This window comes from Micromonospora sp. NPDC051925 (assembly GCF_044548625.1).
Classification (GTDB): Bacteria; Actinomycetota; Actinomycetes; order Mycobacteriales; family Micromonosporaceae; genus Micromonospora.
Window position 1 is genome coordinate 45,424 of record NZ_JBIUCH010000011.1, and the last position, 13,838, is coordinate 59,261.

The window sequence follows — 13,838 nt, forward strand, 5'->3', positions numbered from 1 at the left end:
TCCGTACTGTTGTCAAGGTGACATGCTCGTTTCCATAGTGTTATCGCGCCTTACGCGTGAATTCACGCGATCCGAACTCGTTCCGCGTGAACGCCGGGTGACCTTGTGCGGTTGACCTTCCCGGACGGACGATTGGCTGGCCAGGACGGACGTACGGCGGATCTCAGCCAATGCTCAGCTTTCGGGCCGTACCGTGAGCCGAATGAAATCGCCGTTGTCGGCCGCGCGGATCCGCCGTGCCCTGCCCACCGGTCGCCGAGCGGTCGCCGCGTCGATGGTCGTCGTCCTGCTGGCGGCGCTCGTCGGCTGGGCGGTCTGGCCGGACCGGCCGGGTTTCCGCACCGAGTCCACGATGCTCACCGTGCGGTCCGGGCCGGGCGGCGACGAGCCCGTCGACCTGGACACCACGCTGTACCTGCCGCGGGACGCGTCGACCGGCCGGAAGGCGTCGGCCGTGTTGCTGGCACACGGCTTCGGCGGCACGAAGGACTCCGTCCGCGCCGACGCCGAGGACCTGGTGGGTCAGGGCTACGCGGTGCTGACCTGGACGGCCCGGGGCTTCGGCCACAGCGGCGGTCAGATCCACCTGGACAGCCCCGACTACGAGGTGCGCGACGCCCAACGGCTGCTGGACTGGCTCGCCGCCCGCCCCGAGGTGCGTACCGACGCCGCCGGTGACCCCCGGGTCGGGGTGGTCGGCGGTTCGTACGGCGGTGGGCTGGCCCTGCTGCTCGCCGCCCAGGACCCCCGGGTCGACGCGATCGTCCCGATGATCACCTGGAACGACCTGTCCCGCGCCTTCCTGCCGGAGAGCACCGGCAAGCCGGCCACCGAGGGCGTGTTCAAGAAGGGCTGGGCCGGCATCTTCTTCGGTGGTGGCGGCAGCGCCGGATCCGGGCCGGCCGGGCTCTCCGGTGACACCGCCGCCGCCGAGCCGGAGGGCGCTCCCGCGTCGGCCGGTGCGCCCAGCCCACAGCCGGGCAGCGGGCCGGGCACCGGATCGTCGCGCGCCCCCGGGGCCGCCGCCGACCCGTCCTGTGGCCGGTTCGCCGCCGACGTCTGCGCCGCGTACCTGCGGATCGCCACCACCGGCCGGGCCGACCAGGCGGCGGTGGACCTGCTCCGGCGCTCCTCCCCGGCCGGCGCGCTGGACCGGATCGAGGCACCCACCCTGCTGGTGCAGGGCCAGGCGGACACCCTCTTCCCGCTGACCGAGGCGGACGCCAACGCGCGGGGCATCGCCGCCGCCGGCACCCCGGTCCGGGTGGCCTGGTTCACCGGCGGGCACGACGGCGGCGCCGGGCCGACGACCGACTCCGACCGGGTGAAGTACCTGACCGTGCAGTGGCTGGACCACTACGTCAAGGGCACCGGCGCGACGCCCGGCGACGACTTCACCTTCTCCCGGATCGCCGGCTTCGACGCCCTCGACCGGGGGCTGGTCGCCACCGGTTACCGCACCACCGACTATCCCGGCGTGACCGGGGACGCCCGCCGTGAGGTGCCGGTCGACGGGCCGGCCCAACCGGTCGCCAACCCGCCGAACGGCAACCCGGCGGCGATCTCGTCGGTGCCGTTCGCCGGTTCGCTCGGCTCGCTGCTCGACGGGGTGGCCGGCGACGTACCCGGTCAGCACGCCCGGTTCGAGTCGGCGCCGCTGACCGAGGCGGTGGACGTCGTGGGCGCGCCCACCGTCACCGTCCGGGCGGCGTCGGCGACCGGCGAGGCGGTGCTCTTCGCCAAGCTCTACGACGTCGACCCGGCCGGCGCGGCGACGCTGCCGGACGGGCTGGTCGCCCCGATCCGGCTGACCGGGCTACCGGCCACGATCGACGCCGCGCAGCCGGTGACTGTCACCCTGCCGGCGATCGTCCGGCGGGTCGAGGCCGGGCACCGGCTGCGGGTGGTGCTGGCCACCGCCGACCAGGCGTACACCACGCCGGTCGCGCCAGCTGTGCACACGGTGGCGGTCGACGGGCCGGTGAGCCTGCCGACGGTCACCGCCGAACCGATCCCGACCACCGCCACGGTGTGGCGGTGGGTGCTGGTCGGCCTGTTGGCCGCGATCGTGGTCGGGCTCGTCGTGGTCGTCGCCGTGGTCCGTCGCCGGCACCGCCGCCAGGACAACTCCATCCATCCCGAGTACGCGGGCATCCCGCTCGCCGTCCGCGACCTGCGCAAGGAGTACGCGGACGGCTTCGTCGCGGTCTCCCGGGTGGACTTCGAGGTGCACCCCGGTCAGGTGATGGGTCTGCTCGGCCCGAACGGCGCCGGCAAGACCACCACCCTGCGGGTGCTGATGGGGCTGACCCAGCCGACCGCCGGGGAGATCTACGTCTTCGGGCACCGGTTGGTGCCCGGCTCGCCGGTGCTGTCGCGGATCGGCGCGCTGGTGGAGGGGCCGGGTTTCCTGCCGCACCTGTCCGGTCTGGACAACCTGAAGGCGTACTGGCGGGCCACCGGCCGGCCGTGGGCCGACGCGCACTTCGACGAGGCGTTGGAGATCGCCGGCCTGGGCGACTCGGTGCACCGCCGGACGAAGAACTACAGCCACGGGATGCGGCAGCGGTTGGCCATCGCGCAGGCCATGCTGGGCCTGCCGGAGCTGCTGGTGCTCGACGAGCCGACCGACGGGCTGGACCCGCCGCAGATCGCCGAGATGCGCCGGGTGCTCCAGCGGTACGCCACCGACGGCCGGGCGGTGCTGGTCTCCAGCCACCTGCTGGCCGAGGTGGAGCAGACCTGCACGCACGCGGTGGTGGTGAACAAGGGCCGGATCGTCGCCTCCGGCCCGGTGGAGGAGATCGTCGGCGAGTCGCCGAGCACCCTGTTCGAGGTGACCGACCAGGCCGCCGCGCGGGCGGTGCTGAGCCGACTCGACGGGGTGCAGGTGTTGACCGCCGACGACGGTGGTGGGTTGGTCGTGGACACCAACGGGACGGCGCGCAGCGAGGTGGTGGCCGAGCTGGTCCGGGAAGGGATCGGAGTGGACCGGGTGGTGCCACGGCGTCGCCTGGAGGACGCGTTCCTCGCCCTGGTGGGCGAGAACTCTCGGGGAAGCGGTGACCGGTGATGGCGGGTTCTTCGGTGGGTTCGTTCGGGCCGGGTGGGGCGGCGGTCGGTTACCGGCCGTCGGTCACCCTGCCGTTCGGCGCGGAGTTCCGTCGGCAGGCGTCGCGGCGGCGTACCCAGTTGGCGCTCGGTTTCATGGTGCTGCTGCCGTTGATCATCCTGGTGGCGTTCCAGTTCGATTCCGGCAACGACGACGGCGGTGGGCAGGGCGAGTTCGGCAGCCTCGCCGACCTGGCCACCTCGGGTGGGCTCAACTTCACCCTCTTCTCGATCCTGGTGTCGGCGTCGTTCCTGCTGGTCGTGGTGGTGGCGCTGTTCTGCGGTGACACGGTGGCCAGCGAGGCGAGCTGGGGCAGCCTGCGTTACCTGCTGGCGGTGCCGGTGCCCCGGGCCCGGTTGTTGACGGTGAAGCTGCTGGTGGCGCTGGCGTACTCGGGGCTGGCCCTGCTGTTGCTGGCCGGCACGGCCCTGCTCGCCGGCACCCTGCGCTACGGCTGGAACCCGCTGAACAGCCAGGTCTCGGCCGAGCTGACCCCGACCGAGGGGCTGGTACGGCTGTTGGCGGTGCTCGGCTACCTGGCGGTCGTCCTGCTGGTGGTGGCCGGGCTGGCGTTCCTGCTGTCGGTGATCACGGACGCCGCGCTGGGCGCGGTCGGCGGCGCGGTGCTGCTGTGGATCATGTCCAACATCCTGGACCAGATCACCGCGTTGGGGGTGCTGCGCGACTTCCTGCCGACCCACTACAGCAGCGCCTGGCTGGGCCTGCTCTCCACGCCGATGCAGACCGACGACGTGGTCCGGGGCGCGATCTCGGCGATCAGCTACGCCACCCTCTTCTGGGCCCTGGCCTTCTGGCGCTTCACCCGCAAGGACGTCACCAGCTAGGCCGACGGCGAGTGCTTCGCAACGGGGCCGATGTTGCGGTATCGCCGGTCACCGGACACCGCAACATCGGCCCCACTGAGTTGACCATGAGGCTGCCTGACCCGTCCCGGGCGGATCGCTCATTCGGGCGTCGGCGCGCACCCGCCGCCGTGGCCGGCCGGGCGTCGGCAACGACCGGCCGCCCGTCGGTGGTGGCCGACACAGTCGAGCGGGGCGTCGCACCAGACCCGGGTACGCGTGGACTGCCGGTCCTCCTCGGAGAGCGTCGTCTCGCCGAAGTCGATGGCGAGCACGTGCCCGAGCGAGCGGCGCAACGCCATGGCCAACGCGGCGGCCTCGTCGACGCTGGTCAGCGTGGTCGGTAGGTGGATGATCCAGTGCGGGTCGTTCACCGGGGCCACCAGCTGTTCCTGGTCAGTCTCGTCGGGCGGCGGTCGAGGTGCCCCGACCCCCACCGGCGCAACGCCCCCCGGATACGTTCGCCCTCGGTGGTGGCGACGGTCAGGTCCCGGTGGAGCCGTTCCAGCTCGTCGGCGACCTGGTCGAGGAAGGCGTACACCTGATCGGGGTCGAGGCCGCGCCAACGACGGGTGCCGAAGGTGACGGCGCGGACGTGCGGTGGAAGTAGCCGCTGCCCGGCTCGATGGATCATGTCGTCTCGCCTCTCCTGGCCCGTCGGGGCACCGCTCCCGACAACCCGTCGGTGTACGACGCCAGCGCGGCGACGGCCGACGTCAGGCACTCCGCCATCAGGTCGAGCTGCTCGGCGGCGTGCTGCCACTGCCGGGCGGTCGCCTCGGTGGCCGTCTCGTCGCCGTGGACGGCGGCGCGGGGCTGCGACGAGGTCGGCAAGTGCCTGCTCAGGGTCGGGTCGTCGGCGGGGACGGCGGCGCGGAGCTGCTGGCCGGCGGCGGTGACCCGGGCCGGGAGCTGCCGAACCCGATCGGCTGCCGCACCCCACTGGCCGCACACGGTGTCCAGCACCTCGACCAGCCCGCCGATCGTGGCCGGCTCCTGCTGGCCGGCGGTGACCCGGAGCCGGCGTACCCCGTCGTTGACCTGCTGATCCACCTCGCCGGCCAGGTCGAGGGCGTCGCCGCTGCTACGCCGGGCCAGCCGGAGCGCCGGGTGCGTGCACCCCGCGCCGACACGTTCCAGCAGCACGGCTGCGGCGGCCACCCCGAGGTACGTCTCCCGCAGCTCGGCGGCCACCTGCTCGACCGCCCAGATCGCGCTGGCGACGGGCACCTCCGAACTCGTCTCCGACCCCGTCACATCACGTCTCCTTTGCCTGGGTGGATGCCGGGGCAGCGCGCCGACCAGCCCGGAGGGGGTTCCGGCTGTGGTGTGCGCACTGCCCCAGCGCTGTCCGGGTACGAGCCCCGGGGGATGAGTCGTCCCTGTTTTGCCGACGAGGGCCGCCTCGGTCTTCAACATATGATGCCTAGTGTTAGAGGTGCAACCCCTGACACGCTTAGAACTTGATGTCATAACAAAACGATGGTCAGATGGTGGTGCCGACGAGGGAGCACCACCATGTCCGTGACGCCTTACTACGTGCGTATCTCCGACGAGATCCGTGACCGGATCAACTCCGGTGATCTCAAGCCTGGCGACAAGCTGCCGTCAATCGCCGAGCTGTGTGCTCAGTACGGCGTCTCCACCCAGGTCATCCGTTCGGTGATGTTGACGCTGCGCGCCGAAGGACTGGTGGAGGGCCACCAGGGTCGCGGGGTCTTCGTGCGGAGTCGCACCGATTGACCACGTCCTTCTTGCCTGAGCATGGGGGGCCGCTGCTACCGAAGGGCGGCCTGTGGAGGTGGCACGACCCTGTCGAGTTGCCGTTCGAGGCTGAGGGGGTCGTCGAAGAACTCGACGTCGCTGACGGTGCGGAGTTCAGCGACGATCGCTGCGGGCCAGTCACGCGCCGAGCCGTCCAGCGCCGCGACCCGGCTCTCTCTCGCGATCTTCGACAGGCCGAAGACGTGATAGCAGTGCTCGGCTGCCTGGTCCGGGTCGCGCAGGCTGACGGCCTGGACGTACGCCGCCTTGCCATCATTGGCGACCCGCAGGGTGACCGAGCGGTTGCGCCCCGACTCCAGCGGAATCGGAGCGTCCCGCTGAAGCTCGCGGCTTCGCCCGGCCCAAGCGGTGACCCGGTCGGTGACCCGGTCGACGAATCTCATCCCCGCCTGTCGTGGGGCGAGCCATCGGAGCTGGTCGGCACGTAGCGAAGCCTGGGCGACATCAAGCACCAGCCTGCCCAGCTCGTCGGTGGCCCCGAAGGTCGTGATCTCACCGGGTGCCGCGTTGACCCCGTTGAGGCCGCCGCTGGCCATGATCTCAGCGAACGCCTCGGCCGCGCGGCCGGCGAACAGGTTCACCCCGGCCATCGCCAGAAGTGAGGCGGCGGCGGCACGGTCGGTCACCCGGTAGCCGGAGCCCATCGGCTCGACCAGCACCCGTACGCCGTCGCCGTCGCCGTAGGTCAGCGGCAGGTCGACCAGCAGGCCGTCGCCGTACGGCTGCACGACGGTGTTGTCGTTCACGGCCCGGAGGACAGCACCGATGACGTTCGTGGCGTCCACGATCATCTCCCTCCTCACGGCTCCTGCCAGATGAAGTCGTCCCCGATCGCGATGAAGCACTCCGCAGCGAACGCTTCCAGGATCGCACGGTACGTACCGGGTGCGACCCTCGGTTGAAGCGGAACGGCGGGGATGTCGTCCGGTTCGTAGGCCCCCTCTTCGCCGCCGCCGGGCTCGCTCCGGTGCTTGTGCGTGCCGGGAAATGGGCGATGGGGGGTGTTCAGACACAGGCGGCGGGCGGAGAAGCCCGAACGACCGTCGCCAGCGAGATACTGAAGCTTCGGCTCGCTCGGTTCCAGCTCGTTCACCATCATCCGGAGCCGGCACGGAGCGAGTGTTTTGATGTCGGTGTCGACCCGGATCAAGCCGTGTTTGATCACGGGGCTCTTGACGGACCAGGTGATGCCACCCATGGTTGTCGCTCCCGCAAGTGGCGACAGCAAGGTGCCCAGATTGGCGGCCGTCATCAAGGGGGACACTTGCCGACTCACGATCGGGGCCCTTTCCCGCCTCCAGAGGTGACGATGTGAAGCCACCTCGCTCCGTATCGGGTCGGACACTATCGGAGACAGTGGCGATGATGCAGGCCTGGCGCTCGTGTCGAGTCAGCAACCTGACATCGGTAGGAAGCGTCGTGCAGGGTGCCAACAGGCCAGGGTGATGTCGGTCAGGAGGGGCTGGGGAGGGAGACGGTGACCACCAGGCCGCCGGTGGGGCGGGGTGTCGCCTGCACGGTGCCGCCGTGCGCCCGCGCCACCGCCCGGACGATGGACAGGCCCAGGCCGAAGCCCCGGTTGCCGGCCACCCGTTCCCGGTTGAGCCGACGGAACGGCAGGAACATCGTCTCGATCTCGTAGCTCGGCACCACCGGCCCGCTGTTGCTGACCGTCAGGGTGGCCCGACCGTCGACCACGGCCGTCGAGACCGAGAGCCAGCCGTCCTCGCCGATGTTGTGCCGGGCCGCGTTCTCGACCAGGTTCTGGGTGAGCCGTTCCAGCAGGACCGGATCGCCGACCGTACGGGCCGGTGCCAGCTCGCGGGTGACGTCCAGGGTGGTCAGCCGGGCGGTCTGCTCGGCCACGTGGGCGGCCACCTCGGCCAGGTCCACCTCGGCGCGTTCGGCGAGTTCGTTGTCCGAGTCGGCGAGGGTGAGCAGCCCGTCGATCAGCCGCTCGTGGCGTTCGTTGACCGCCAGCAGGGTCTCACCGAGCTGCCGCAGCTCGGCCGAGGCGTCCGGCCGGGTGATCGCCAGCTCGACCAGGGAACGGTTGATCGCCAGCGGGGTACGCAGTTCGTGCGAGGCGTTGGCGACGAAGCGTCGCTGCCCGTCGAAGGAGCGGTCGAGCCGTTCGAGCATCAGGTCGAAGGTGTCGGCCAGCTCCTTCACCTCGTCGGTCGGCCCGGCCAGGGCGATCCGTTCGTGCAGCCCCCGGCCCGCGCCGTCCGCACCGGCGATCCGGCGGGCCGTACCGGTGATCTGCTGCAACGGCTGCAACGCCCGGCCGGCGACCAGCCAGCCGAACGCGACCGCGACGATGGTCACCACGGCCAGGGCCACCCCGCCCTGGGTGAGCAGCGAGTCCAGGGCGTCCCGCCGGGCGTCGTCCTGCACCTGCCGGACGAGGTTGCGCAGGTGTTCGGCCTGTTCGGCGTTGATCTGGACGCCCTGCGGCAGTGAGATCGACTCCTTGCCACCCGCCCCGCGCAGGTTGAACCCGAGGCCGTGGGTGAGCCGCTGGTCCACCAGCACGTACGTCACGGCGAGCAGCACCGTGCCGGCGAGCAGGAACAGGCCGCCGTAGATGAGGGTCAGCCTGGCCCGGATGGTCGCTTTCCTCATCGGATCTGGTACCCCACTCCGGGCACCGTCTCGATGACCGGCGGATCGCCGAGCTTGCGCCGCAGCTTCATCACGGTGACCCGCAGGACGTTGGTCAGCGGGTCGATGTGTTCGTCCCAGGCCCGTTCGAGGAGGTCCTCGGCGGAGACCACCGCGCCGTCGGCCCGCAGCAGCTCGGCCAGCACGCCGAACTCCTTACGGGACAGCGGCACGAAGTGTCCGTCCCGGGTGACCTCCAACCGGGCCGGGTCCAGGACTATCCCGGCCCGGTTCAGCTTCGGCGGGGCGGCCGGCCGGGTGCGCCGGGTCAGCGCGTGCACCCGGGCGCTCAACTCGACGAACGCGAACGGCTTGGTGAGATAGTCGTCGGCGCCGATGGCCAGGCCGGCGACCCGTTCCCGGACGGCGGCGGCGGCGGTCAGCATCAGGATCCGGGTGTCCCGCTCGGCGTTGACCAGGGCACGACAGACGTCGTCGCCGTGCACCACCGGCAGGTCCCGGTCGAGCACGACCACGTCGTACCCGTTGACGCCGATCCGTTCCAGGGCCGCGTCGCCGTCATACGCGACGTCGACCGCGAACGCCTCACGCCGTAGCCATTCGGCGATCGCGTCCGCGAGCAGCTTCTCGTCCTCGCACACCAGTACGCGCACCGTTACATCCTGGCCCATGCGGGGGTAACCACGGCGTTAACGTCACCGCTTATGCCCTGGATACAGCCTCAGGAGTTGACTTATCCCTAATGCCGGCTCTCTGCCGGCCGGAAGGGAGTGACGAACAATGCGACGAAGTCCGCTGAGCCTGCTCCTCGCCCTGCCCGTGGTGGCGGCCCTGGCCCTGACCGGCTGTCAGGCCGACGACTCCGACGACTCCGGGGTGGCCACGGCCGGTGGCGGTGGCGTGCAGCCCTCGCTCTCCGCCGCCGCCGGGATGAGCGACGAGGAACGTCAGCTCAAGTTCGCCGCGTGCCTGCGGGAACAGGGGCTCGACGTGCCCGACCCGGAGCCGGGGCAGAACGGGCCACGGTTCAACTTCGGGTCGGACGTGGACACGGCCAAGGTGCAGGCGGCGCTCCAGCAGTGCCGCGAGTACGCCCCCAACGGCGGGCAGCCCCGGCAGCTCGACGCCGACCAGGTCGAGCAGGTCCGCAAGCTCTCCAAGTGCATGCGGGAGAACGGCGTGCCGAACTTCCCGGACCCGGCTGCCGACGGGCGAGTCCAGCCCGGCCAGGCCGGCCTCGACCTCAAGGACCCGAAGCTGCGGGCGGCGTTCGACAAGTGCCGGGAGACCGTGCCCAACCTCGGTGACCGCCGGGGGACGTCATGAGCACCGCGACCCGGCCCGCCGAGGTGGCCGCCGACGATCCGGACGAGCCACCGGCCAGACGCGGGCGCTGGCGACCCGGGTTCCTGCTCGGCGCGGTGGTGGTGCTTGTCGCGGCGGTAGCGGGCACGGCGGTCACCTTCGCCACCGGCGGTCACGCCGACCGGTCGACGTCGACCGACCGGCGGCCACCGTCGACCGCCACGGTCACCCGGCAGACCCTGGTCGACCGGGAGACCAAGAACGGCGAGCTGGGGTACGGCACCCCGCGGGCCCGGGACAGCCGGCTGAGCGGGACGGTCACCTGGCTCGCCTCGGGCGGCGCGACGGTCAAGCGGGGCAGGACGCTGTACCGGATCGACAACGACCCGGTGGTGCTCCTCTACGGTGGCCTGCCGGCGTACCGGGTGCTGCGCGTCGACGTCAGCGGCACCGACGTCAAGCAGTTCGAGCAGAACCTCGCCGCGCTCGGGCACACCGGCTTCACCGTCGACGAGGACTTCACCTCGGCGACCGCCGACGCGGTCCGGGACTGGCAGGAGGACCTGGGCCTGCCGGAGACCGGCCAGGTCGAGCCCTCCCGGATCGTCTACGCCCCCGGTGAGGTCCGGGTGGAGAGCCACGGCGTGGAGGTGGGCGACACCGTCGGGGCGGGCAAGGTGGTGCTCTCGACCACCGGGACGGCCCGGCTGGTCACCTGCACCCTGGACGTCGAGGACCAGCGGCTGGCCCGCAAGGGTGCGGAGGTGACCATCACCCTGCCGGACGGCACCCGCAGCACCGGCAAGGTCGGCACGGTCGAGACGGTGGTGCAGACCTCGGCGGCGGCGTCCGGCCAGGACGCCCAGACCGAGACCAAGATCGAGGTCACGGTGACCGGGGACGACCCCAAGGTGCTGGCCGGCTACGACAAGGCGGCGGTGGACGTCGGCTTCGTCGCCTCGGAACGCGCCGACGTGCTCACCGTGCCGGTCGCGGCGCTGCTCACCCTCGCCGAGGGCGGCTACGGGCTCCAGGTGGTGGAGGAGACGGGCACCCGGATCGTCGTGGTGCGCACCGGGCTCTTCGCGGCCGGTCGGGTGGAGGTCTCCGGCGAGGGGGTCACCGAGGGGCTGACCGTGGGGATGCCCGGTGACTGAGCCACCCCGGGCCGCCGGCCCCGACCACGTGGTCGAGCTGCGGGACGTGACGAAACGGTACGGCGACACGGTGGCCGCCCTCGGTGGTGTGTCGATGACCGTCGACCGGGGTGCCCTGGTGGCCATCGTCGGCCCGTCCGGGTCGGGGAAGTCCACCATGCTCAACGTGATCGGCACGTTGGACCGGCCCAGCTCGGGCGCGGTCCACATCGACGGGTACGACGCCGCGCGGCTGTCCGACCGGGAGCTGTCCGCCCTGCGGGCCAGCCGGATCGGTTTCGTGTTCCAGCAGTTCCACCTGGCTGCCGGCGTACCGCTGGTGGAGAACGTGGCGGACGGCCTGCTCTATTCCGGCGTACCCCGGCGGGAGCGGCGGCGGCGGGCGGAGGCCGCGCTGCGGCGGGTCGGCCTGGGGCACCGGCTGGACCACCGGCCGCACCAGCTCTCCGGCGGTGAGCGGCAGCGGGCGGCGATCGCGCGGGCGGTGGTCGGCGAACCGCCGCTGCTGCTGGCCGACGAGCCGACCGGCAACCTCGACTCCAGCTCCGGCGCCGGGGTGATGGAGCTGCTGCACGAGCTGCACGCGGCCGGCACCACGGTCGTGGTCATCACCCACGACCGGGAGATCGCGGCGAGCCTGCCCCGCCAGGTGCAGATGCGCGACGGGTTGATCGTGGCGGATTCCGCCGCGCCGGTCGAGGAGGTAACACGATGACCACGACATCACCCCGGCTGACCGGCGGGGTGCGGTCGACCGGGGGTGGCCGGTCGGATCGGCTGCGGCCGGCCCGGATGAGCCCGCGTGACGTGCTGCGGGTCGGCGGCGTGGGGCTGCGCACCCGGCCGCTGCGGGCGTTCCTGTCCGCACTGGGCATCGCCATCGGCATCGCGGCGATGATCAGCGTGGTCGGCATCTCCTCGTCGTCCCGGGCCGATCTGGACCGGACGCTGGCCGCCCTCGGCACCAACCTGCTGACCGTCGCACCGGGGAGCACCCTCTTCGGCGCGGACGCCCAGTTGCCGGTCGAGGCGGTCGGCATGATCAGCCGGATCGGGCCGGTACGCCAGGTGTCGGCCACCGCCCAACTGGCCGACACCCCGGTCTACCGGTCGGACCGGATCCCGGCGGCGGAGACCGGCGGGCTGGGCACCCAGGCGGTCGACCTGGACCTCCTCGACACCGTCGGCGGCTCGCTGGCGAGCGGGACCTGGTTCAACGAGGCCACCGCGAGGTATCCGGCCACGGTCCTCGGGTCGGTCGCCGCCGAGCGGCTCGGGCTCGGCGCGGCCGGGCCGGAGATCCAGGTCTACCTCGACGGGCGGTGGTTCACCGTGATCGGCATCCTGCAGCCGGTCCCGCTCGCCCCGGAACTCGACTCGTCGGCCCTGGTCGGCTGGTCGGCCGCGACCACCTACCTCGGTCTGGACGGGCATCCGACCCGGATCTACACCCGCTCGGCCGAGCAGCACGTCGAGGCGGTCCGGGCGGTGCTGGCGGCGACGGCCAACCCGGAGCAGTCCAACGAGATCCAGGTCTCCCGGCCGTCCGACGCGCTCGCCGCCCAGCAGGCCACCGACGAGGCGTTCACCGGTCTGCTGCTCGGGTTGGGTGCGGTGGCGTTGCTGGTCGGCGGGGTGGGGGTGGCCAACACCATGGTCATCTCGGTGATCGAGCGGCGGGCCGAGATCGGGCTCCGACGATCGCTGGGTGCCACCCGGGGGCAGATCCGGACCCAGTTCCTCGCCGAGTCGTTGCTGTTGTCCGCCCTCGGCGGGGTGGGCGGGGTGCTGCTCGGCGGCCTGGTCACCGCCGGCTACGCCAGCTCCCAGGGGTGGCCGACCGTGGTGCCGCTCTGGGTGGTGGCCGGCGGCATCGGCGCGACCATCATGATCGGTGCGCTGGCCGGGCTCTATCCGGCGATCCGGGCCAGCCGGCTCTCACCGACCGAGGCCCTGGCCGCTCCGTGAGCGCAGCGGAGCGGCAGGTGGCCCGGCGGCAGGTGGCCCGGCGGCCGGTGGGGACCTCACCGACCGCCGGGCCACGTTCAGCCGGGTGGGGTCAGCGCCGGCTCACCCGGATCAGCTCCCAGCCACCCTTCGGGACGCCGGGCGTCGGGTCGGTGCGCAGGTTCATGGGGTTCGCCATCCCGAGGTAGAGCGTGGAGCCGTCCACGACCACCGTGCGTACGCCCTGGTTGAGCGGGTTGCCGAAGCCACCGGTGTCGACCGCGCGGGCGGGCCGCCCCGGCGCGTCGAACGACCAGAGGTCGGAGCCGAAGGTCGGCGGGCGGGTCGTCGTGCCGGCCGTGGGCGTCGGCATCTCGCCCTCCATCGAGATGTAGGCGAAGTCCATGGTGCCGATGTAGAGCCGGCCGCCGGCCACCGCCATCTTCCAGGCGTAGAGGTTGAACGGGTCGTCGAAGCCGGAACCGCCGTAGACCGGGGTCACCCCGGTGGACGCCGACGCCCAGGCGCCGACCCCGTTGTTCGCGGTCGGGTCGAAGGCCGGCAACGCCGACTCGCCGTAGAGCGTCTCGACCTGTTCGTGCGCCCCGCCGAAGTCCCGGCCCCGGAAGACGGCGAACGCCCGCTGGGTGTTCTGCACGGTGGCCTGGAGCTGTGCCTGGCTGCGCGGCGGGTACACCGACAGGTGCAGCGCGGTCGCCTGCAACGGCACGTGCATGGTGCCCCAGTAGAGCTGGCCGCCGAAGGAGGCGAGACCACCGAGGGCGTACGCCCGGCGGACCACCGGGTCCGGCTCGTACTCGGCCGCCGACCAGACCTGCGTCCAGTTCCCGGCGTCCTCCGGGTTCAGGCCGGGCGCACCGGAGGCCAGCGGCGGGCTCATCCAGATGCTGGACAGGTCGTTGGTGTCGGGGTCGGTGCCGTCGGTGGTGCCGGTCGCACCGAGATGCCGGGTTGCCGGAGCGTCGGCGGTGTCGAGGTGCTGGGCTGCCGGAGCGTCGGCGGTGAGGCGTGGGGCCGCCGCTA

General features: G+C 72.0%; 14 protein-coding genes and 1 pseudogene. 7 read left to right on the top strand and 8 right to left on the bottom strand.

Features of this window, described 5'->3' with window-relative positions; genetic code table 11:
* Positions 1 to 202: 202 nt before the first annotated feature.
* Both ACIG87_RS16535 and ACIG87_RS16540 read left to right on the top strand, forming a co-directional pair.
* Positions 203 to 3,073 carry an alpha/beta fold hydrolase gene (locus tag ACIG87_RS16535; protein ID WP_396851366.1) on the top strand — a complete coding sequence of 957 codons (2,871 nt, stop codon included), beginning with the start codon at positions 203 to 205 and terminating at the stop codon, positions 3,071 to 3,073.
* Entirely contained in the window at positions 3,073 to 3,957 is an 885-nt protein-coding gene (locus ACIG87_RS16540; RefSeq protein WP_396851367.1) for an ABC transporter permease, read from the top strand. Before ACIG87_RS16535 ends, ACIG87_RS16540 begins: the two co-directional genes overlap by 1 nt.
* Before the next feature lie 119 nt (positions 3,958 to 4,076).
* On the opposite strand, the gene ACIG87_RS16545 is transcribed toward ACIG87_RS16540, so the two are convergent.
* From ACIG87_RS16545 to ACIG87_RS16555, 3 genes are read right to left on the bottom strand one after another with little or no spacing between them, the layout of a single operon-like run.
* Positions 4,077 to 4,358 carry a hypothetical protein gene (locus ACIG87_RS16545; RefSeq protein WP_396851368.1) on the bottom strand — a complete coding sequence of 94 codons (282 nt, stop codon included), beginning with the start codon at positions 4,356 to 4,358 and terminating at the stop codon, positions 4,077 to 4,079.
* Positions 4,346 to 4,609 carry a DivIVA domain-containing protein gene (locus ACIG87_RS16550; protein WP_396851369.1) on the bottom strand — a complete coding sequence of 88 codons (264 nt, stop codon included), beginning with the start codon at positions 4,607 to 4,609 and terminating at the stop codon, positions 4,346 to 4,348. The genes ACIG87_RS16545 and ACIG87_RS16550 overlap by 13 nt, the downstream gene beginning before the upstream one ends.
* The gene (locus ACIG87_RS16555) at positions 4,606 to 5,232 is read right to left on the bottom strand and encodes a hypothetical protein (protein WP_396851370.1); all 627 of its coding nucleotides are present in this window, start codon (positions 5,230 to 5,232) and stop codon (positions 4,606 to 4,608) included. Before ACIG87_RS16555 ends, ACIG87_RS16550 begins: the two co-directional genes overlap by 4 nt.
* Before the next feature lie 261 nt (positions 5,233 to 5,493).
* On the opposite strand from ACIG87_RS16555, the gene ACIG87_RS16560 reads away from it, so the two are divergent.
* On the top strand, positions 5,494 to 5,718 hold the full coding sequence (locus ACIG87_RS16560; RefSeq protein WP_396851371.1) for a winged helix-turn-helix domain-containing protein: 225 nt from the start codon (positions 5,494 to 5,496) through the stop codon (positions 5,716 to 5,718).
* Between the two features lie 35 nt (positions 5,719 to 5,753).
* Here ACIG87_RS16560 and ACIG87_RS16565 read toward each other — a convergent pair whose 3' ends face one another.
* The 4 genes from ACIG87_RS16565 to ACIG87_RS16580 form a co-directional block, all read right to left on the bottom strand.
* Positions 5,754 to 6,545, bottom strand: coding sequence for a hypothetical protein (locus ACIG87_RS16565; protein WP_396851372.1), 792 nt, complete (start codon positions 6,543 to 6,545; stop codon positions 5,754 to 5,756).
* A 14-nt stretch (positions 6,546 to 6,559) separates the two neighbouring features.
* The gene (locus tag ACIG87_RS16570; protein WP_396851373.1) at positions 6,560 to 6,958 is read right to left on the bottom strand and encodes a hypothetical protein; all 399 of its coding nucleotides are present in this window, start codon (positions 6,956 to 6,958) and stop codon (positions 6,560 to 6,562) included.
* Positions 6,959 to 7,212: 254 nt separating this feature from the next.
* Positions 7,213 to 8,385, bottom strand: a complete 1,173-nt coding sequence (locus ACIG87_RS16575) for a sensor histidine kinase (protein WP_396851374.1) — start codon at positions 8,383 to 8,385, stop codon at positions 7,213 to 7,215.
* Positions 8,382 to 9,038, bottom strand: a complete 657-nt coding sequence (locus tag ACIG87_RS16580) for a response regulator transcription factor (RefSeq protein WP_396851375.1) — start codon at positions 9,036 to 9,038, stop codon at positions 8,382 to 8,384. Before ACIG87_RS16580 ends, ACIG87_RS16575 begins: the two co-directional genes overlap by 4 nt.
* 127 nt (positions 9,039 to 9,165) lie before the next feature.
* On the opposite strand from ACIG87_RS16580, the gene ACIG87_RS16585 reads away from it, so the two are divergent.
* The 4 genes from ACIG87_RS16585 to ACIG87_RS16600 all read left to right on the top strand — a co-directional run bounded on the left by ACIG87_RS16585 (position 9,166) and on the right by ACIG87_RS16600 (position 12,815).
* Positions 9,166 to 9,711 (top strand): hypothetical protein, encoded by a 546-nt coding sequence (locus ACIG87_RS16585; protein ID WP_396851376.1) that lies wholly within the window; start codon positions 9,166 to 9,168, stop codon positions 9,709 to 9,711.
* Positions 9,708 to 10,847, top strand: a complete 1,140-nt coding sequence (locus ACIG87_RS16590) for a peptidoglycan-binding protein (RefSeq protein WP_396851377.1) — start codon at positions 9,708 to 9,710, stop codon at positions 10,845 to 10,847. The genes ACIG87_RS16585 and ACIG87_RS16590 overlap by 4 nt, the downstream gene beginning before the upstream one ends.
* Positions 10,848 to 10,875: 28 nt before the next feature.
* Positions 10,876 to 11,562 carry an ABC transporter ATP-binding protein gene (locus ACIG87_RS16595; protein WP_396851535.1) on the top strand — a complete coding sequence of 229 codons (687 nt, stop codon included), beginning with the start codon at positions 10,876 to 10,878 and terminating at the stop codon, positions 11,560 to 11,562.
* Between the two features lie 77 nt (positions 11,563 to 11,639).
* The gene (locus tag ACIG87_RS16600) at positions 11,640 to 12,815 is read left to right on the top strand and encodes an ABC transporter permease (RefSeq protein ID WP_396851536.1); all 1,176 of its coding nucleotides are present in this window, start codon (positions 11,640 to 11,642) and stop codon (positions 12,813 to 12,815) included.
* Between the two features lie 91 nt (positions 12,816 to 12,906).
* Here ACIG87_RS16600 and ACIG87_RS16605 read toward each other — a convergent pair.
* Positions 12,907 to 13,838: pseudogene (locus tag ACIG87_RS16605) on the bottom strand (hypothetical protein); the annotation flags it as partial.